Annotated in this window: 20 protein-coding genes and 1 tRNA gene; 11 read left to right on the top strand and 10 right to left on the bottom strand. The window is 62.2% G+C overall.

Annotation, left to right across the window (positions count from 1 at the left end):
- The first annotated feature begins 4 nt into the window (after positions 1-4).
- Both trpS and OVY48_RS08015 read left to right on the top strand, forming a co-directional pair.
- Positions 5-1009, top strand: coding sequence for a tryptophan--tRNA ligase (gene trpS, locus OVY48_RS08020; protein WP_313922438.1), 1005 nt, complete (start codon positions 5-7; stop codon positions 1007-1009).
- A gap of 162 nt (positions 1010-1171) precedes the next feature.
- Positions 1172-1825 carry a DUF4136 domain-containing protein gene (locus OVY48_RS08015; RefSeq protein WP_069065257.1) on the top strand — a complete coding sequence of 218 codons (654 nt, stop codon included), beginning with the start codon at positions 1172-1174 and terminating at the stop codon, positions 1823-1825.
- Between the two features lie 87 nt (positions 1826-1912).
- Here the strand turns inward: OVY48_RS08015 and OVY48_RS08010 are convergent, their stop codons facing one another.
- From OVY48_RS08010 to OVY48_RS07995, 4 genes are read right to left on the bottom strand one after another with little or no spacing between them, the layout of a single operon-like run.
- The gene (locus tag OVY48_RS08010; protein ID WP_313922437.1) at positions 1913-2599 is read right to left on the bottom strand and encodes a pentapeptide repeat-containing protein; all 687 of its coding nucleotides are present in this window, start codon (positions 2597-2599) and stop codon (positions 1913-1915) included.
- A complete protein-coding gene (locus OVY48_RS08005) occupies positions 2596-3147 on the bottom strand; it encodes an LptA/OstA family protein (RefSeq protein ID WP_313922436.1) in 552 nt (183 codons plus the stop codon). Before OVY48_RS08005 ends, OVY48_RS08010 begins: the two co-directional genes overlap by 4 nt.
- The gene (locus OVY48_RS08000; protein ID WP_037473564.1) at positions 3147-3794 is read right to left on the bottom strand and encodes a hypothetical protein; all 648 of its coding nucleotides are present in this window, start codon (positions 3792-3794) and stop codon (positions 3147-3149) included. The genes OVY48_RS08005 and OVY48_RS08000 overlap by 1 nt, the downstream gene beginning before the upstream one ends.
- Positions 3795-3809: 15 nt before the next feature.
- Entirely contained in the window at positions 3810-4427 is a 618-nt protein-coding gene (locus OVY48_RS07995; protein ID WP_313922435.1) for a ribonuclease D, read from the bottom strand.
- Positions 4428-4685: 258 nt separating this feature from the next.
- Between OVY48_RS07995 and OVY48_RS07990 the strand changes: the two genes are divergently transcribed.
- The gene (locus OVY48_RS07990) at positions 4686-5561 is read left to right on the top strand and encodes a cold-shock protein (protein WP_096060760.1); all 876 of its coding nucleotides are present in this window, start codon (positions 4686-4688) and stop codon (positions 5559-5561) included.
- Positions 5562-5839: 278 nt separating this feature from the next.
- Here OVY48_RS07990 and OVY48_RS07985 read toward each other — a convergent pair whose 3' ends face one another.
- From OVY48_RS07985 to OVY48_RS07975, 3 genes are all read right to left on the bottom strand, one after another.
- Entirely contained in the window at positions 5840-6382 is a 543-nt protein-coding gene (locus tag OVY48_RS07985; protein WP_313922434.1) for a hypothetical protein, read from the bottom strand.
- 353 nt (positions 6383-6735) lie between these two features.
- Positions 6736-7524 (bottom strand): TIGR04255 family protein, encoded by a 789-nt coding sequence (locus OVY48_RS07980; RefSeq protein WP_313922433.1) that lies wholly within the window; start codon positions 7522-7524, stop codon positions 6736-6738.
- Positions 7525-7939: 415 nt separating this feature from the next.
- A complete protein-coding gene (locus tag OVY48_RS07975) occupies positions 7940-9457 on the bottom strand; it encodes a short-chain fatty acyl-CoA regulator family protein (protein ID WP_313922432.1) in 1518 nt (505 codons plus the stop codon).
- 138 nt (positions 9458-9595) lie between these two features.
- On the opposite strand from OVY48_RS07975, the gene OVY48_RS07970 reads away from it, so the two are divergent.
- On the top strand, positions 9596-9769 hold the full coding sequence (locus tag OVY48_RS07970) for a hypothetical protein (RefSeq protein WP_171899211.1): 174 nt from the start codon (positions 9596-9598) through the stop codon (positions 9767-9769).
- 55 nt (positions 9770-9824) lie between these two features.
- Here OVY48_RS07970 and OVY48_RS07965 read toward each other — a convergent pair whose 3' ends face one another.
- On the bottom strand, positions 9825-11984 hold the full coding sequence (locus OVY48_RS07965; RefSeq protein WP_037473572.1) for a TonB-dependent receptor: 2160 nt from the start codon (positions 11982-11984) through the stop codon (positions 9825-9827).
- Between the two features lie 123 nt (positions 11985-12107).
- The gene (locus tag OVY48_RS07960; RefSeq protein WP_313922431.1) at positions 12108-13040 is read right to left on the bottom strand and encodes a LysR family transcriptional regulator; all 933 of its coding nucleotides are present in this window, start codon (positions 13038-13040) and stop codon (positions 12108-12110) included.
- Positions 13041-13126: 86 nt separating this feature from the next.
- Between OVY48_RS07960 and OVY48_RS07955 the strand changes: the two genes are divergently transcribed.
- Both OVY48_RS07955 and OVY48_RS07950 read left to right on the top strand, forming a co-directional pair.
- A tRNA-Gly gene (locus tag OVY48_RS07955) sits at positions 13127-13200 on the top strand.
- 178 nt (positions 13201-13378) lie between these two features.
- Entirely contained in the window at positions 13379-14140 is a 762-nt protein-coding gene (locus OVY48_RS07950) for a hypothetical protein (RefSeq protein WP_313922430.1), read from the top strand.
- Between the two features lie 178 nt (positions 14141-14318).
- On the opposite strand, the gene OVY48_RS07945 is transcribed toward OVY48_RS07950, so the two are convergent.
- Complete coding sequence (locus OVY48_RS07945) at positions 14319-15308, bottom strand: LacI family DNA-binding transcriptional regulator (protein WP_313922429.1); 990 nt, start codon at positions 15306-15308, stop codon at positions 14319-14321.
- A gap of 113 nt (positions 15309-15421) precedes the next feature.
- Between OVY48_RS07945 and OVY48_RS07940 the strand changes: the two genes are divergently transcribed.
- The 5 genes from OVY48_RS07940 to OVY48_RS07920 all read left to right on the top strand — a co-directional run bounded on the left by OVY48_RS07940 (position 15422) and on the right by OVY48_RS07920 (position 19929).
- A complete protein-coding gene (locus OVY48_RS07940; RefSeq protein WP_069065248.1) occupies positions 15422-15610 on the top strand; it encodes a DUF4169 family protein in 189 nt (62 codons plus the stop codon).
- Positions 15611-15710: 100 nt separating this feature from the next.
- On the top strand, positions 15711-16928 hold the full coding sequence (locus tag OVY48_RS07935; protein WP_313922428.1) for an argininosuccinate synthase: 1218 nt from the start codon (positions 15711-15713) through the stop codon (positions 16926-16928).
- 136 nt (positions 16929-17064) lie between these two features.
- The gene (locus tag OVY48_RS07930) at positions 17065-17721 is read left to right on the top strand and encodes a calcium-binding protein (RefSeq protein WP_313922427.1); all 657 of its coding nucleotides are present in this window, start codon (positions 17065-17067) and stop codon (positions 17719-17721) included.
- Positions 17722-17869: 148 nt separating this feature from the next.
- Positions 17870-18589, top strand: coding sequence for a response regulator transcription factor (locus tag OVY48_RS07925; protein WP_313922426.1), 720 nt, complete (start codon positions 17870-17872; stop codon positions 18587-18589).
- Complete coding sequence (locus tag OVY48_RS07920; RefSeq protein WP_313922425.1) at positions 18586-19929, top strand: ATP-binding protein; 1344 nt, start codon at positions 18586-18588, stop codon at positions 19927-19929. The genes OVY48_RS07925 and OVY48_RS07920 overlap by 4 nt, the downstream gene beginning before the upstream one ends.
- Positions 19930-19954 lie beyond the last annotated feature (25 nt).

The following is a 19954-nucleotide window of genomic DNA, read 5'->3' as shown; positions in this document are numbered from 1 at the left end:
TCCCATGCGCGTCCTTTCCGGCATCCAGCCCACCGGCAATCTGCACCTTGGCAATTATCTCGGCGCGATCCGCAACTGGGTGAAGATGCAGGACGAGATGGAGGGGGATAGCCAGTGCTTCTTCTTCCTCGCCGACATGCATAGCATCACCGTGCATGAGGCCCGCGAACAGCGTATCCGCAATGTGCGCGACATGGCCGCTGCCCTGGTCGCCGCCGGGATCGACCCGGATCGCAGCGTCCTCTTCAACCAGGCCCGCGTCCCCGCCCATGCCGAACTCTGCTGGTTGCTGAACGGCACCGCACGCATCGGCTGGCTCAATCGCATGACCCAGTTCAAGGACAAGGCGGGCAAGGATCGCGAAGGCGCGTCGGTCGGCCTGTTCGTCTATCCCGTGCTGCAGGCCGCCGACATCCTCGCCTATAACGCCACCCATGTTCCCGTGGGCGAGGACCAGAAACAGCATCTGGAACTGGCGCGCGACATCGCCGCTAAGTTCAACAGCGATTTCGGCGTCGATCTCTTCACCTTGCCGGACCCGATCATCCCCAAGGAATCGGCGCGCATCATGTCACTGCGCGATGGCAGCGCGAAAATGTCCAAGTCCGATCCCTCGGACATGAGCCGCATCAACCTGACCGATGATGACGACGCCATCATGGCCAAGGTGAAGAAGGCCAAGAGCGACCAGGAAATGCTGCCCGAAACCGCGGCCGGCCTGGCGGGCCGACCAGAGGCGAGCAACCTCGTCGGCATTCTCGCCACGCTGACCGCGCGCACCCCCGACGCCGTCTGCGCCGAATTTGCGGGGAAGGGCTTCGGCGCGTTCAAGCCCGCGCTGGGCGAAGTGCTGGTCGAAACGCTGCGCCCGATTCGCCAGCGCTTCCTCGAACTGCGCACCGACGACGCCGCGCTCGACGCGATTCTCGACAAGGGCGCGGCCAAGGCGGCGGCGGCGGCCGAACCGACATTGCGCTCGGCCTATGACGCGATGGGGCTGATGCGCTGACGGGACTTACGGGTTATGGCCGGGCGTGGCGTCCTTAAGGTGACAGGACATGGTTTGCGCCCGTTCGGTTTTCTCGTGCGTTCAAATGATGTTCAGTTGCGGCTTGCTAGAACAGGCCCCAATGATGCAGATAGATTCATGCCTGATACAGGACGCAGAAAAATGACCCGTTTCAAAAAGTTCGGTCTGTTCGCAGCGCCTGCCCTAGCGCTGGTTGCGCTGTCGGGCTGCGCCACGCCGTTCAAGGCCGATGTCGCCCGTTTCCAGCAGCTCCCGGCCCCGGCGGGCCAGAGCTACACCATCGTCGCCGACAATCCGCAACTTGCGGGCGGCCTCGAATTTGCCCATTATGCCGACATGGTCGGGCAGCGCTTGGCGCAGACCGGCTATGTTCCGGCCAGCGATCCCGCGCGCGCCGACCTCATCGTCCGCGTCGCCTATGATGTCGACAATGGCCGCGAAAAGGTCCGCTCGACGGGCTTTGGCGGCGGTTATGGCGGCTTTGGTCCCTGGGGCGGTGGCTTTGGCGGTCGCTGGGGTCGCCCTTGGGGCTATGGCTTCTATGATCCTTGGCTGTTCGGCGGCGGCGGTTTCAACGACGTGTCCAGCTACACCGTCTACACCAGCGACCTCAGCATGAAGATCGACCGCGCGGCCGACAATCGCCGCCTGTTCGAAGGCAAGGCGAGCGCCCAGTCGCTGTCCAACAAGCTGACCTATCTGGTTCCGAACCTGATCGACGCGATGTTCACCAACTTCCCTGGCCAGAATGGCGAGGATGTGAAGATCACCCTGCCGCCCGAAAAGAAGGGCTGACGCAGCATCCTATCGGGTCGGCTCCCAGCCATAGACCCTGATCCTGCCCGGTGCCTCGCAAGAGCGCCGGGCTTGTTTTTGCGGAGCCTACAGAACCTTCAGCCCCAGTTCGCCGAGCAACTGGCTCGCCTGCGCGCGGGAGATCGTTGCGCCGCGAAAGCGGCTGGCATCGTTCAGCCGCAATCCGCCCAGGTCCGCGCCGCGCAGATCCGCGCCATCGAACCGTGCATCGGCCAGATGCGCCTCGCGCAGGCTGCACTCCTCGAACCGCGCATCGCGAAAATCACATTTGCGCAGGTCCGCCGCGCTGAAATCGATGCGCTGCAGCACTTGCTTGCGAAAGGAGAAGCCCGGCAATTTGGCGTTGATCAGCAGCGTCTCGTCAAAGCGCAGGTCGAACGCCTTGATCTCCGACAGGTCGGCCCCGGTCAGCTTGCACCGCTCGAATGTCGCCGCGCCCAACCGCGCCCCGCGCCACTGGCTATTGTTGAGGTCGCAGGCGGCAAAGCGCGCCTCGTTCAAGTCCGCCCCCACGAAATTCGCGAACGCCCCACGACAGGACCGCCAGATCGTCCCCTCCAGCCGCGCGCCTGTCCAATCTACGCGCCGCAACTGGCATGTCTCGAACGTCCAGCCGGGCAGGGCCAGCCCACTCAGGTCCGCCCCCTCCAGATCGCAATCGATAAGGTGCCGGGGCAACGCCCCCGCCAGCAACGCCTCGACCTCTACCCGACCCAGCACCCGGTCGCGCACAGCCCGCTCGGCTTGCGTCAATTCTTCTGCTGCGGCACGGTGAAGGTGCCCGACACGCGCCCGCTCGGACTGGTCGTCGATCCCGCCGCGCCGCCCGAAGAGCGCCCGTCCACGGTCGATCGCCCGCTATTGAGGTCCATCACCAGCCGCCCGCCGGTCAGCCGATTGCCGCCCTGCGTCAGCGCGACATTGCCCAGCATCGTGATCAGCTTGCTGTTGAGGTCGTAGATGGCGACATTGCCGCGCGCGGTCTGGTCGCCCTTGGTCACCACGACATTGCCCGATGCGTCGATCCGGTCGATCTCCACGCCGCTCGTCCCGCTCCCCGGCTGGTTGCGATAGGCCACCGTCATGCGCGCGGCGTTCAGTGTCATGCCCGCCTGCGTCACTTCGACATTGCCCGACACCACGACGCGGTCGGCGCGGTCCTGCACCTCGATCCGGTCGGCGTTGAAATTGACGGGCGCATTGCTGTCATGATTCTGCATCACCTGCGCACCCGCGCCAGCGATCATCATCCCGGCGGCGCCCACGGCACCGATCGTCAGCAAAAGGAAGGAGCGTGTCATCAGTTGCGCCCTTTGAGACCATTTTGTTCGATACGCAAGTTCGCCCGGCCATTCAACGTTACCGTCCGCGCGCCCAGGTCCGCTTCCAGATGGTCGGCGCTGAACGTCCCGATCGGGATGCGCCCGTCGACCCGGCCTGCGCTCTGCATCCGCCGCGATTTGAGGTCGATACCGACATCGCGCGTGGTCAGCCTGTATCCGCCCGCCGCCTCGAACTGCACCGGTCCCTCAATGCCGACCCGCTCGCTGTCCATATCATAGCGGCCCTTCTGCGCGCTCAGCACGGCGGGACCATCGGACAGCAGGATGCGTGCCGACATGGCGTTCAAGTCCACGATCGGCTCGCGCGAGCTTTTCTGCACGGCAGACCCCGCGCGCAGCGAAAAGGGCTGCCCCTTGCTGTCCTCGCCGCGATACAGCGCTTCGGTCACCCGCATCCGCTCCTTCGCCACATCGACCTTATTCTTGTCGAGGACGAAGCTCACCTTGTCCCCGCCGGTAAAGGGCGCGGTCGCCAGCAGCGCGCTCAGCACGCCAACGGCCACGGGCAGCCAGTTTTTGAGCAGCTTGACCATACGGTCATGGCTGCCCCCCGGCTGCGCCCATTGGCGGCGCACATCGCGTTGCTGATCGGCCTGGACGGACACGGGGCTTCGACTTCCTTACATATGCGCGAAAATGTCGATCTCCGGCCACCCGGCCAGGTCGAGCGCGGCGCGGTGCGGCAGGAAGTCGAAACAGGCCTGCGCCAATTCCATCCGCCCTTCGCGCACCAGCCTTTTGTCCAGCTCGGCGCGCAACGCATGCAGATAGCGCACATCGGACGCCGCATAATCCTTCTGCGCGTCGCTCAGCACCGGATTGCCCCAGTCGCTCGACTGCTGCTGCTTGCTGATGTCCTGGCCCAGCAATTCGCGCACCAGTTCCTTCAGCCCATGCCGGTCGGTATAGGTGCGGATCAGCCGCGACGCGATCTTGGTGCAATAGACGGGGGCTGCCACCACGCCCAGATAATGCTGGATCGCGGCGATATCGAACCGCCCGAAATGATAGAGTTTGAGCCGCTCCGGGTCGGCCAGCACGGCGCGCAGGCTCGGCGCGGCATAGTCGCTGCCCGGCTTGAAGCGCACCAGATGCTCGTCGCCCTGGCCATCGCTTATCTGGACGACGCACAAACGGTCGCGCGGGGTGATCAGCCCCATGGTTTCGGTATCGACGGCGATCGGGCCGGGGGCAAGCACGCCAGCGGGCAGATCTTCTTCATGGAAATGGACGGTCATATCCTCCCTCTATGGGTAAAGCGGGGATATCGCAATCGACGCTTTGCGGCGGCGGAAAGAAGGGAGATATTACCCGCAAAGCACAGTGGTTTGCGCAAAAGGAACGGAACGGGACCGCCCCTGTTAAAATCGTTCGCGCTCCCTCGAAAATTTGATATAGTGATTCCCAAACCCGCCTTTGCGGTGGATTTTGCATGTCATTCGCCCGACATGCGTGTCCGAATGGTCTTGGGGCGAAGCGAAAGTGACTAACAGGGCATGAGTTTTGACAGAGGTCGCCGCGGCGGGCGCGGCAAGGACAAGCGCGACGGTTTCGGCGACGACAATTTCTACGATCAGGGTGCCGGTGGCGGCGGCGGTGGTCGCGGTGGTTTTGGCGGCGGCTTCGGCGGCGGCGGTGACCGCTTCGGCGGCGGCGGCGGTTTCGGTGGTGATCGTGGCGGCTTCGGCGGTGGCGCTGGCGGTGGTGATCGCGGCGGCTTCGGCGGCGGCGCACCGCGCGGTGGCGGCTTCGGCGGCGGCGGCGGCGGTGGTTTCGGCGGCGGTGGCGGTCGGGGCGGCATGCCTGCGCAGGTCGTTGGCGAAGGCAAGGGCGTCGTCAAATTCTTCAACGGGCAAAAGGGCTTCGGCTTCATCGTTCGTGACGATGGCGGCGAAGACGTGTTCGTCCACATCAGCGCCGTGGAACAGGCTGGCCTGACCGGCCTGGCCGAAGGACAGCAGCTCGGCTTCACCCTGGTCGATCGTGGTGGCAAAGTGTCGGCGACCGATCTGGTCATCGACGGCGAACCGCTCCCCGTCACCGATCGCGGCCCGCCGCGCGAACCGCGCGAACCCCGCGCTGGTGGTTTCGGTGCAGCCCCCGGCGGCTTCGGCGGTGGTGCGGAACGTGGTGGCCCTCAGCGTCAGCTGACCGGCGAACGCTCCAGCGGCACGGTCAAATTCTTCAACGCGATGAAGGGCTTCGGCTTCATTCAGCGCGATGACGGCCAACCTGACGCCTTCGTCCACATCAGCGCCGTCGAACGCGCCGGCATGGCCGCCCTCAACGAAGGCGACCGTCTCGACTTCGAACTGGAAGTAGACCGCCGCGGCAAATACGCCGCCGTCAACCTCCAGACGAAGGCCGACTAAACGGCCTCCTGACTGTCCCTGTTATGGGGAGAGGATAGAAAAAGGGTCGCCCCAAGGGGCGGCCCTTTTTTTGTTGGGGGCGGGGAGGGGGGTTGTGCGCTAGTTTCCGACGTCTGACGTTCTTAGCAGCGCGCCCCAAACTAGATGTTCGGTCACTACATGTTAGGCGTTATGGTGGGAGGGTCTTAACGGTAGGAGCCGATATCATCACCAGCAGCTTGATTGTGATAGTCAAGACAAGGTCGGTGAGCGCCCTTGGCGTATGATCGAAAATAAAGCTAAATTATTACGCTGTGCGGGTTTGGGAGTGCGACACGGGCTAGGTAAAAAGCGAGGCGACTTTGTAAGTGTTCTTTATAAGGCATAGATAACACGGACCGTCGTTTCGTTTCGGCCTCCAATCCACATTGATAGTAGAGTACTTTGGACGACATCGTGAAAAAGCGTCTGAAGTCAATCACAAGAGCAGGGATTCCTTCGCCTACAGCATCAGCCGTAGCCGGAACGGCCTCAATAACGTGGTAGCGCTGATCATCATTTTGAATGATCCGCTTTCGGATGCCGCCATTGACCAAATCTTTCAGGTCTGTGGCGGGGCGGGCAAGGAATATCAGCACGCCGTTGAGGGGGCTGGGTTTTGCTGCCTGTCGGTCCTCAAAATCCCGAAGCAGATCGCAGTCCTGGCTCAATACCACACAATAGGCATGCTTTGTGACTTCGACTTCTTGGGTTTCGGGATCGAACGTGTACTCTGCTAACCCACTAAGGATTTCCGCTTGACGAAATTCGCATGAGGCATCGGCTTGGCCGAAAATTGGCACACTCGCCAACACAGGCAGATTGTCAGTCAGAGCTATGTCCTACAGAAAGCCGTCATTCCTCGTCGAAGTCGAAGGGGCGTGATTCAACCACCTTCATCTTCGGCTTAATGGCGAGTGTTTGTCGGGGCGATTCTACTGGCAATGCTACCTCCGGCCTGAAGGTCCATCGATAGGTTTCGATCAGAGATTCACATGCTTCTGACAGCGCAGCTGTATCGAGGCGAGATACGATAATCATTGAAATCAATCGCTTAACGGCATCTTCGGGTAGCGCACGGCTATGGTCACCCGTAACTTCTACGTGCGTCAGAAACTTAACAGAACGGTGGCGGTCACTGTCGATCGTTACAAACTCACAATTCCCGAGGCCCCATTGCGGCATGAACGGCAGGTTTAATGCACCAACGGAAGGCACGACCTGTGTATCCGTTGAGTCTATCCACTGTTGCATGAGCATCTCCCACTTCCGTTCGGTTATCCGAATAGAAATCAAAATCGAGCATGTACCCAGTTTCAGGTACACCTTCTACTTGAGCTATTCCATGCTGCAAAAGCACGGCATCCGGCGTATTAGCGATTTTACTGCGAATCACTCTTCTAGCGTCCTCCACCCCTGATTCCCATTGAGGTAAGGCCAACTCGCCTACTATCTCAGGTATTAAAATGTCGCCCCACGAGCGTCCGTTTAAACCAAGTGCCTCGCGTAGAATGACATTGAGATAACGTAGTCCGGTACGAGTGAAATAGGCGGGTCGATATATTTCGATCAACGCATCAATAGCGGGAGCGAGGGTAGCACGAAAATCTTCCCAGCACGTGTAAGCAGTAACCGTCAACGCTAATGAGTCAGGCGTAAGGGTCAAGTGCGCCCCGTCATCGGCACGGAAAATATATGAAGTGTTATTAATCGGTGCACCGAGGGAGTTCAGTAAATCGCTTGGAAGCTGTGCCAGTATGTTCGCGTTGACAGGCTGACTCCGCTCCAGAAGCGGAAACCGATCTCGTACCCGATCTTGGAAGTCGGCAGGAGTTTGAGCCTCAACGCGAAGGACGGGAGGAAAGCGAAACTGACAAATGACTTCGCGAAGGGGCGTTTTATCATAAATCACCCGCGGCGATGCGGGAAAAAAATCCTTAGTCATACGCGCATGTGCTCATATCAGCACCTGCAACGAGCAGACTTGCGGTAGCCTCGCCAAAAGCAATCGTCTCAACCTTTCGACTCAATTCACAAACGCGCATTAGCAGGCGTAGCCGTGCCCCCGAAGCGATTTTCTCAAACATAAGTGGTTAAATTTTGGCAGCATGCAATAGCAGTAATTTAGCTGGGGCAGCTTAATTCAGAAACGGCGTAGCACTATCGTCGTACCGTAGGACAACAAAATTTTCCAAATTGGAGGCTCACCCTATTGAGAGAGAAAGGGAGAATGCCCGGCTATCGTGCCGGTATTCGGTCATTCCGTAATTGGCCAACATGCCTTGTCCTACACGCCCCAATCCATGCCATAATCCCGCCGCTCTTTCTCCCCGCCCCCCCCGCACTTCGCAAAAATTCTCCTATTGCGAAATCCACGCCACCCGTCCGTCCCCTAGCGATTGCGTGGCCTGCGACGGTGTGAACTTCTGCACATTTGGCAACGGCGCATCCGCCCGCCCACCCCCCCCCTCAACCCGCCGAAACGGAAACGGCGCGACCGTGCGCTCATAGCTGTGCAAATCCAGCGCCCGCGTCACCGGCGGCAAGGCCCGGTCCGCGCAGGCGCGCCGTTCGCACAGCGGGCAGGTCGGACCCACTTCCGTCGCACCGTCCTTGTCCGGGTCGATGCCGTCGGCATGGACGATCCGCCCCCCATGTTTCGCCTCGCACCCGATCGCGATCACTGATCGGCCGCGCGCCCCCGGTGCGCTCGCTATCCCCATCGCCAGCGTGACGAAGCGCCGCCCGTCCAGCGTCTCGATCAACTGGCACGCGACCGCCTCGCTCGCCGCCGCGTCATACGCGTCCCAGCGCGGACACGCCCCGCCATAGCGGGCAAAGGGCCAGGCCTCGCCATCGAACCGCTTGGACACCAGCCCCGCCCGGTCCATCTTGACCATGAAGAAGGGGATGCCCCGCGCGCCCGTGCGCCCCAGGCTGGTCAGCCGATGTGCCAGCTGTTCGGTCGACACCCCGAACCGGTCACGCAGCACGGCCAGGTCGTGGCGGCTCTGCTCGCACGCCTGGCGGAACCGGTCATAGGGCATGATCAGCGCCGCGGCGGCATAGTTGGTCAGCGCCATGGTGGCGATGCGGCGGCTATCCTCATCGGGCGGCGCGGCGCGCGCCACCTGCGCCGCGATCGCCTCGGCCAGTTCCTGCGCGCACAGATGATAGGCGATGGCGAACAGCCGCCCGGACGCTGGCAGCCGCTCGTTCAGCATCAACCGCCGCCGGTGCATGTCATAATGGCGCAGCGTCCCCGCCAGCACATCGGCGCGCACCACCTGCACCGCCATGCCATGCCGGTCCTTCAACCGCGCGCGCAATTCCGCCTGCAACAGCGCCGGATCGTCGCTCATCGCCGCGGCCAGGCTCTCCGCGCCCGCATCGATCTCCGCAAAATGATTACCCGCCCGCGCGATCATCTCCCGCAACCAATCCACCGGCGCGACCAGCGGCGCCGGGCCGCGCGCGCCTGCAACCGCCTCACCCGGCAAGCGCCGCAAATCGGTCAGCGCGCGATAGAATCGCGCCAAGGCTTCGGACACACCCGGATAATTTTCCGCGACCTCCAGCACCTCGTCGCGCGCGATCCCAATGTCCCGCACCAGCGCATCGGACAATATTTCGCTGAGTTCACCAGGACCGCCCTCGGCCGGAGTCGCGGTAAAGTCACGAATATCGATGTCATAAGTATTGGCCAGCCGCAGCAGCATCTGCGCCGTCAACGGCCGCTGGTTGCGCTCCAAATGGTTGAGATAGCTGGGAGAAACCCCCAATTCCTCGGCCATGCGCGTCTGGTTGAGGCCCAGTTCCCGGCGCAGCACGCGCAATTTGGGGCCAAGATAGAGTTTGCGATCGGTCAGCTCTGCCATATGGTCATATTGTCATAGAATGACAATTATACCAAATTCAATCATGACACGCGGCCACTAACCGTCCTTATATTGGCCGACCCTTGTCCGTATCGCTGTACGCAAGCCGATGAACGGCGCATCTGAAAGGACAAGGACATGACCACCGACACCACCGGCCATCCCCAGCCCGCCCGTTCGCGCGCGGTCTTCTCGCCCGAAGATTTCGGCCTGATCCGCACCGCCATCGCCCATTATCTGCGCGAGGTTCAGGACCAGCCCGAATCGGTCAAATATGCCAATCTCTACCACCGGCTTGGTCGGGTCGCCTGACGCCCGGCCGTCCAGGGGCGCAGGTTGACCCCACCTGTGCCCCTGGATACCCGCCTTACAGCGAAAAGCGCGCCGTCACCCGAATGTCGCGGCCCGCCAGCGGCGCGAAATCCTTGAGCACGCTGGCATGCCGCCGCGCCTCGACATCGAAGATATTATTAGCCGACAACATCAACGTCGTCCGGTCATTCCCCGCGAATGGCTTGAACGCCAGCGACGCATTGACCAGCGTATAGGCGTCGGTAGGCGTCTCATAATCGGCGATCCGTTCCTGCGCGAAAGCATGTTCGATCTCCGCCCGCGCCGACAGTCGGTCGCCACGCGCTTCCACCCCGCCCAGCAGCCGCAGCGGCGGAATGCGCGGCGCCGGGCCATTGCCCTTAATATGCGCGCGCACATAATCGGCCACGCCATCGACATTGATCGCATAGCCGCCGACCTGCGCCAGCTTGACCGACGCCTCTGCCTCAAACCCATAATAGCGCGCATCCGCCTGGGCATAGGCGAAACAGGGAAATTCCAGTTCCGCCCCGCCATTGGCCGCCTGGCACACGCTGTCATCGACGATCGCGTCATAGATATAGCCGTCGAACCAGTTGTGGAACGCGGCCAGGCTGATGCTGTAGCCTTCGCCCCCGCCGCGTAGCGTGCCTTCCACGCCCCAACTGCGTTCCTTGCCGAAATCGGGATTGCCGAGTTCAAATGCCTGCGTCCCGGCATGATTGCCGCGCGCGAACAATTCCTCCGCCGACGGTGCCCGTTCGCTCCGCGACAGGTTCAGGCCTGCGCGCCAGCCGGGCATGATCGCCTGGCTGATGCCGAGCGATCCCGACAGCGCGTTGAAACTGCGCGTCCGCCCATCGACGAACAGATCGGCATCGGGATCGGCCTTCAGGTCGGTATGTTCATAGCGCGCACCCGCCTCCAGTCGCGTGTCGCCCAGATCGAGCGACTGGAGCGTGAAGACGCCGAGCTGGTTGGTCTCATTCTTGGGCAGGAACTTCTCCTCGCCATCTGCCTGGAACCGGCGGGTGAAAAATTGCGCGCCGAACGCGCCGTCCCAACCGCCGCGCTTGGCCTGGATGAATTCCAGGCGGCTTTCCATCGATTGATTCTTGAACGTCGTTCCGACTTCGCCCGTCGGTTCGATTTCCTGATGCTGATAATCGGCCCAGCCCGCGCGCAGGCGGATGCTGTCCAGGAACCCGCCCCCCGTTGCGACTTCCCCGCGCAGGTCGGCGCGGGTCTGGCGCATGGACAAGGTCACATCCTCATGGCTGTGGCCTTCTTCCTCTTCATGGCCATGCTCTTCGCCCTCATGATCATGCTCTTCCGTCACGTCGATCCGCGACGGCACGCCATAACGGTTCTCGGTGTGCGACACCGATACGCCCAGATTGCCGCCATCGCCGATATAGGCAAAGCCGCCCGCCACTTCCCAAGTCTCGGCCGCCGTGTTGGGCAATTTGCCCTTCCACATCCCGTCTTCGCGGATTTCGGCGTCGTCCGACTGCGCCGCCAGCGCGCGCTGCGGCTTGGACAGGATATAGCCGCCGGTGCGCAGGTCGTCGCTCTTGCTCCAACTGCCATCGAGATGGACGACGAAATTCTCTGCCAACGGCGCTTCGATCTCGCCGCTCACCGTCCGCTCATTCGCCGCGCTGCCATAGGTGGCCAGGCCTTCGACATGCACCGGTTCATCCGGCACGCGCCGGGGTATGCGGCTGTCGATCACATTGACCACGCCGCCGATCGCCGACGATCCGTAGAGCAGGGCGGCGGGACCGCGCAGGATTTCGATCCGGTCGGCGGTCAGCGGGTTGATCGCCACCGCATGATCGACCGATGTATTGGACACGTCGAAACTGCCGATCCCATCGGTCAGGATACGCACCCGCTCCCCCTGAAAGCCGCGCAGGATCGGGCGGGACGCATTGGGACCGAAGGAGGTCGCCGACACGCCCGGCTGCCGCGCCAGCGTCTCGCCGATGGTTGTGCGCAATTGCTGGGTCAGCTTGTCGCCGGTCAGGACAGTAGTGCCGGACAGGATATCGCCCTGCCGACGCGGGATCAGCGCGGTGACGACAATATCGGCGCGATTGTCATGATAGGCCTGGTCCGGCGCTTGCGGGTCAGGCGCCTGCGCAAAAGCCGCGGGCGCGACACACAGGGCGGACAGGGCGCAACCAGCACGCAAAGAAAAGAGGCGGGACATCAACGATGGTCATCCTTGGCAACGGGAAGAATGAGACCCTGTAACCAATATGATATGGTATATCAATATCGGCTCGTCGCTTTTCCGTTGCAGCGCAGCATTCGCGCCACGATCTCCGGCAATTTACAGAAACAGAAAGTCCGCCAGCGCCTCGACCGCCGGGGTTTCCGCTGCATCGGGCCGCACCGCCTGGCGAATTTCGACTGCGGGCAGGGGCATGTCGAGCGCGATCCGCTTGATGCCCTCCATCCGGCCCAAGTCACGCGCCAGCGGACCGAAAGCCGCGAACAGGCCTACATTGTCCCGCAGGGCCGCCATGATCGCCGCCATATTGTCGCTTTCCAGCGCTAGCGGCCCCGACAGGACCTTGCCCCTGGCCAGCGCAGCCTCAATCACCGCGCGCATGGCGTTATCGCGCTCCATCGCCAGCATCGGCGCTGCGGCCAGATCGGCGCGCGATACGCTCTGCGACCGCGCAAAGGGATGATCCGCCCCGGCATAGATATTGACCGGCTCCGACCAGCCATAGCGCGACGGAAAATCCGCTGGTGCTTCCAGTGCATAGAAATAGGCGATGTCGGCGCGCCCCCTTTTGAGCGCCGCATCCGCATCCGCCGCCGACTGGACATGCAGGTCGAGCGCGATCGCCACGTCCTCGTTCGCCGCCTCGAACGCTGCCAAGGCATCCTGCAAATGGCCGAACACCGGCGCGGGCGCGGCCAGCATGATGGTGCGGCGCGGCGGCTCGGCGGCAATAGGGGCAGGGGGCGGCATCGGGGCAGCGGCCACGGCAGCGGGAGCCGGGCGGTCCCAATCATCCGCCTTATCCTGCGACAGCAACGTCATCGCCTCGGCCGTCTTGCGTCCGGCCGGGGTCAACCGCGCCGCGCCCTCCAGATCCTCGAACAAGCGATAGCCCAGCCGCATTTCCAACGATGCCAGGTCGCGCGCAATCTCTTCGGCCGACAGCCCCATGTCATTGGCACAACGCGTCAAATTCTCCGCCGCCACCATCTGCGCAAAAAGGTCCAACTGGCGCAGGGATGGCGTGTCCATCCCCGCCTGATAGAGGAAATGCTAGGCCGGTGTAAGCGCGATCTTGACGAAGCCCGCCCAATGATGGCAGGGCGCTCTCCTGCCGAGCGGGTATAGCTCAATGGTAGAGCACTAGCCTTCCAAGCTTGTGATGCGGGTTCGATCCCCGCTACCCGCTCCAGTCCGTCTTGCATTGAAGGCCGGATGGCATTTCTGCCATTGTGTCATGCAGTGTTGCGTATGCAATATGTAGACCAGCAATCCGTTTCGCGATGGTCGGTTTCTTGATCCACTCCGTATCTTAACACGCATCAAAACACCATGTATGGCTCGAAGCAGGGATTTTTGGGGACGAATTGATGTTTGACAAGGTGGATCAGTTAAGACTGTCTGTTGTTGACAGCGTCCTTAAAAAATACCCTTTCGGAGAGATTGTCGTTGGTAAGTCACCAACGGGGAGCAATCCAATTACGGCGGATGGTGCTGACTTTAGGAGGGCTACTGGCGGCGGAGCTTTTGTAGTTATTGATCCCTCCGTCACATGTGTCCGCGGTGCGAGCAAAGCTACAGCGGCAGGTGCCTCCAGTCTGATTTCTATCGGGGCTTCCACTACTCTAGATGGATGTTCTTTTTCTATCAATGGTGATCACTGTGCGATAATAATTGGTGAGAATTGTCGCCTTAAAGGTTTGACGATACAAGTGCGCCGTGCAAATTCCGTTGTTGTGATAGGCTCCGAATGCACATGGGAAAGCGGAACGATTTTATCGGAAAGCGGTGATGTTGTAGCGCTTGGCAACGATTGTATGGTTTCGAATAGTGTCATTTTGCGCACTAGCGACGGCCACACGATTTTTGATGCGTGCACTCAGGAACCTATTAATCTGTCTAAAGACGTTTTCATCGGTCACCACGTATGGCTAGGAAACAGTTCGCGTGTGAATAAGGGGGCTCATGTGGGTTCTGGCTCTGTGCTGGGGCAGTGCGCTATTGCATCGGGCAAGTTAGCAGAGAACAGTATTTTCGCAGGCACGCCAGCGAGAAAAGTTCGTGACGGTATCGTTTGGTCTAGGACTGAGCATTTCTCAAACATTCTTGACGAATATTTGCCCGTTTCATAATAATTTTATATGGCTTTCTAACAACACGCAATGGATCAATATTAGTCTTTTGTATATCATAATATTTGTATTGAAATAGGCGCTTATTCAATCACCAATTCTAATTACTGCTAGCACGGTAACTTTTGGTATTCTGATTATTGCGCGTTCCGCGCCGCTATCCATTGTTGTTTCCGGTTCAGCCCGGCTTCGGCCCTGAACTCGCTCGTTCCATCAGCGTGAACAGAAATTCCGGCGCATCCTCCGGGCCGTTGGCGAGTGCGTCTATGACGGCGCGGCCCATATCCTCCAGCGGTTGGCGCACGGTCGTCAGCGGCGGCCAGGATGTCAGGCTGGCCGGGGTATCGTCGAAGCCGACCACCGAAAGATCTTCCGGCACCCGCAAACCGATCTGATGCGCCAGCGTCAGCACGCCCAGCGCCATATCGTCATTGGTGGCGAAGATCGCGCTCGGCGGCTCAGGCAGGGCCAGCAAGGCCTCGCCCGCCGCGATGCCTGATCCAAAAGTAAAGCCTCCGTCGACGAACAGGCTCTCGTCGACCGGCACCGCCGCTGCGGCCAGCCCGTCGCGAAACCCCTCGACCCGGCGCAAGGCCGATCGGTGCTTAGCGGGCGGGGTGATGATGCCGATCCGGCGATGGCCATGGGCGATCAGATGGTCCGCAACCATGCGTCCGGCGGCGCGTTCGGGCGTGTGGATATTGAAGCCCGCCCCAACCACCGACCCGGCGATCCGCGCGCAGGGCAGGCGCAGCTCGGCGAGGCGCGCAAGCATCGCTGCATCATCGGACAGGGGCGGCACCAGCAAGACGCCATCGGGGCGCAAGGCCGCCACCAGTCGGTCGAGCACATCGAACCGCTCCTCGCCGCCCGGCGAAATGGGTTCCACGACCAGATGATAACCCAACTCCCGGCAACGCGCGGCGGCCCCCGACTGGATGCCGCTGATGTAACCGGGCGCGGGATTGCTGTAGAGATAGGCGATCATGAACGACCGCCCTCCCGCCAACCGCCGCGCCGACTGGTTGGGCCGATAGCCCAGTTCGCGCACCGCCGCCTGCACCCGCTCGCGCAATTCGGCGCTGACATTGGGGGCATCGTTGACGACGCGCGACACTGTCTTGATCGAAACTTTGGCGAGGGCGGCGACGTCGTGGATGCTGGTCATGAATATCTGGCTCGAAACAACGGAAACACCGCTCATGCGGGGGGAAGGCGGCGCTTGGCAAGGCGCGATCATGCGCCCTATGCTGCCCATCGCCAACATAGGGATGGGCAGTGATGGGTGACGTGATCAATCTGCGCCAGGCGCGCAAAGCCAAGGCGCGGGACGACAAGGCCCAGCAGGCCGAGGCCAACCGCGCCAAATTCGGCCGCACCAAGGCGCAGCGACAGGCGGATGACACCCAGCGCGCGCGGCAGGAGGCTGCGGTCGACGCGGCCTATCGGGAGGATCGCACCCCCGAATAAGGCCGAGCCGCCCGACCCTGTTCCGGTTGCGCTTTTGCCCCTTGCCTGATACCGGCGCGCGCATCATCCGCGCCATTCCCGAACAGAAGAGTCGCCCACCATGTCTGACAAGATCAACCGCATCGTCCTCGCCTTTTCCGGTGGCCTCGACACCAGCGTGATCCTGAAATGGCTGCAACAGACCTATCAGTGCGAAGTGGTGACGTTCACCGCCGATCTGGGGCAGGGCGAGGAACTGGAGCCGGCCCGTGCCAAGGCGCGGCTGATGGGCGTCAAGGAAGAACATATCTTCATCGACGACCTGCGCGAAGAGTTCGTGGCGGACTATGTGTTCCCGATGATGCGCTCCAACGCGCTCTATGAAGGCCTCTATCTGCTCGGCACGTCGATCGCCCGGCCGCTGATCGCCAAGCGCCAGATCGAAATCGCCAAGATGGTCGGCGCCGAAGCCGTCAGCCATGGCGCGACGGGCAAGGGCAATGACCAGGTCCGCTTTGAACTCGGCTATTACGCCCTCTCGCCTGACATCAAGGTGATCGCGCCTTGGCGCGAATGGGATTTGACCAGCCGCACCAAGCTGATCGAGTTCGCCGAAAAGAACCAGATTCCGATCGCCAAGGACAAGCGCGGCGAAAGCCCCTTCTCGACCGATGCGAACATGCTGCACACCTCGTCCGAGGGCAAGGTGCTGGAAGATCCGTGGGATGAAGTCCCCGATTATGTCTATTCGCGCACGGTGAACCCGGAGGATGCGCCCGACGCGCCCGAATATATCACCATCGATTTCGAGCGCGGCGATGGCGTGGCAATCAACGGCGCCGTCATGAGCCCCGCGACCCTGCTCGAAACGCTGAACGACTATGGCCGCAAACATGGCATCGGCCGCCTCGACCTGGTCGAAAACCGCTTCGTCGGCATGAAGTCGCGCGGCATGTATGAAACGCCGGGCGGCACCATCTATCATCTCGCCCATCGCGGCATCGAGCAGGTGACGCTGGATCGCGGCGCGGCGCATCTGAAGGACGAACTCGCCCCGCGCTATGCCGAACTCATCTATAACGGCTTCTGGTTCAGCCCGGAGCGTGAGATGCTGCAGGCCGCAATCGACCATAGCCAGGAAAAGGTCACCGGCACGGTCCGCCTCAAACTCTACAAGGGCGGCGTCTATATTGTCGGCCGCAAGTCGCCGCACTCGCTCTACAGCGAAAAGGTCGTGACGTTCGAGGACGATGCCGGTGCCTATGACCAGCGCGACGCGGCGGGCTTCATCAAGCTGAACGCCCTGCGCCTGCGCCTGCTGGGGCGGCGCGACCAATAAGGCGGCTGTTCGCCCTGTTACACATTGCGACAGTTTGGCGGTCAGCCTGACATAGTTGCGGGACAAGTTGGGCCGATAAGCATCTTCAAGGACGGCGAAACGTCGTTCCACATAGATGCTTTGGAAGGAACAGGACATGATCCGCAAGTTTTTTGGAACCGTCGCGCTCGGCTCGCTCTTTGTAGGCGGCCTCGCCGCTTCCCACGTCGCTTTCGCCCAGCCGGGCGATGGTCCCGGTCGTGGTGGCCGTGGCGGTGGCATGATGATGATGGCCGACACCAACAAGGATGGCACGATCACGAAGGCGGAACTGACCGCCGGGCTGGAAGCGCGCTTCGCCAAGATGGACATCGACAAGGACGGCAAGCTGACCCAGGCCGATCGCGATGCGATGCGCACCCAGCGCCTCGACATGCGCTTTGCCAAGCTGGACACCGACAAGAATGGCCAGATCAGCAAGGCCGAAATGGCCGCCGCGCAGGAGGCCAAGGCTGACAAGCGGGCAGACAAGCGCGCCGAAGCGGGCAAGCCCGGCGGGCCGGAAGGTCGCCAATGGGGTGGCCGTCATCATGGCGGTCCCGGTAAGGGCGGCAAGATGATGGGCGGTCGCGGCGACGCGAACAAGGATGGCACCGTGACCAAGGCCGAATTCATGGCCGGACCAATGGCCATGTTCGACAAGGCCGACGCCAACAAGGATGGCCAGGTGACCGCCGACGAAATGAAGGCCGCGCGTCAGGCGATGCGTAGCGCCTGGAAGGACCGCAAGGCCGCCGCTCCGTCCGCCAACTGATCGAACACCCCCCGTTCACGGGTCCAGGCCCGGCATCCCCCTGCCATCCCTGAACCGGACTCGTGAACGCTTCCGGAAGGGCGAAGACTGGCTCCCCCGCCACGCCTTCGCCCTTCCAACTTTTTCCCGCCCATGACAGACAGGCGCAATGAGCGAAAAACCCCATCTCCTGCTCGTCGATGACGAGCGTTCGATCCGCGAACCGCTGGCGCAATATCTGTCGCGCAACGGCTTTCGCGTCACCGCCGTCGACAGCGCGGCGGAGGCACGCATTCGCCTCAACGCCAATGCGATCGATATGGTGATCCTCGACATCATGATGCCGGGCGAGGATGGGCTCTCGCTCTGCCGCCATATTCGCGAAACCAGCGAAATCCCCGTCATCCTGCTCACCGCGCGGACGGAAGAAACCGACCGTATCGTGGGCCTGGAGATTGGCGCGGACGATTATGTGCTCAAACCCTTTTCCCCGCGCGAACTGGTCGCCCGGATCAAGGTGATCTTCCGCCGCGTCGCCACCGGCGGCCAGCGCGTGACTGCGCCGGACGGCGCCAATTACAGTTTCGCCGGATGGCTGCTCAAGACGCAGGAACGCACGCTGGTCGATAGTGAGGGCGTGTCGCTGCCGCTCTCGACCGCCGAATATAATCTGATGCTGGCCTTTGCCACCCGCCCCAATTCGGTGCTGAGCCGCGACCAGTTGCTCGACATCACCCAGGGGCGCGAGGCCAACGCCTTCGACCGCGCGATCGACAATCAGATCAGCCGTCTGCGTAAGAAGATCGAGCCTGACCCCAAGAATCCGACGCTGATCAAGACCGTATGGGGTGGGGGCTACACGCTCTCCGCAGATGTGCGCAAACTGTGAAGCGCCTCCGCCTCTGGCCGCAAAGCCTGGTCGGACAGATCATCGCGCTCGTCGCGCTGGCGCTGTTCGTGGCGCAGGCGATCAATTTCGGCCTGCTCTATCGTGAGCGCATCCGGCTGCAATTGACCGCGCAGACCGCGCCCGCCGTCTATCGCGTGGTCGACGCGCTCGACAACCGCCCCGACCGGCCTGGCCCGGCGCGGATGCGGGCGCGCTTCGTGCAGGGCGCGCCGCAACTGACCGGCGAAAGCCGCCCGGACATCGAAAAGCGGGCGGCGGCGATGTTCGAGGATATCGGCCTGCGCATCCTGACCGTGCGCGTGGTGCAGGACGACGCGGTGATGCCGATGCGCCGCTGGGAACGGATTCGCGTGCGCGCCGATGGCGAACGGCCGCATGACCATCGCGTCGAGCGGCTGACGCTGGCGGCCGAATATGAACCAGGCAAATGGGTCGTCACGCAAGCCCGGAGCGGCGATCGTCCGGCACGCTTTGGCGGCTGGCTGATCGGCCAGACCCTCATCCTCTATGTGATCGTCCTCCTCCCTCTGCTCTGGATCGGCAGTCGGCTCGCCCGCCCCCTGAAGCAACTGACCGGATCGGCGCAGCAATTTGCCCGTACCGGCGCGGCCGACGCCGTGGACGAACGCGGCCCCGGCGACGTGCGTGATCTCACCATGGCCTTCAACGCCATGCGGTCGCGGATCATCGCCATGCTGGACGAAAAGGACCGGATGCTGGGCGCCATCGGCCATGATCTGCGCACGCCGCTCGCCTCGCTGCGGGTCCGCGCCGAATCGGTCGAGGATGACGCCGAACGCGCACGCATGTCCGAAACCATCGATGAAATGAACCGGATGCTGGAGGATATCCTCTCGCTCGCTCGCGCAGGACGCAGCACGGAATCGGTGCAGAAGGTCGATCTTGCCGCGCTTGCCGATGCTGTGGTCGAGGATTTCATCGAACTGGAATCGCCCGTCGACATGACCGAAAGCGACCGCGCCGTCGCCTTCGTGCGACCGCAACAGATCCGCCGCGCCTTGCGCAACCTCATCGAAAACGCCATCGTCTATGGCGAACGCGCCCATGTGTCGGTGGTGCGCGAAGCGGGTTCCATTCGGCTGGTCGTCGCCGATGACGGCCCCGGCATCGCCGAGGACCGGATGGAAGAAATGCTCGAACCCTTCACCCGCCTGGAAGGCTCCCGCAATCGCGAAACCGGCGGGGCCGGACTGGGCCTCGCGCTCGTGCGCGCGATCATGGCCGAACATCAGGGCGAATTGCGCCTCGTCAACCGCGCAGAGGGCGGGCTGGAGGCGAGCCTAGTGCTGCCTGCGTGATTGGGGCCGCGAGGCGTAACCCTTG

It is taken from the genome of Sphingobium sp. SA2 (assembly GCF_032227065.1).
Taxonomy (GTDB): domain Bacteria; phylum Pseudomonadota; class Alphaproteobacteria; order Sphingomonadales; family Sphingomonadaceae; genus Sphingobium.
This window is presented reverse-complemented; position numbering and strand designations above follow the sequence as displayed.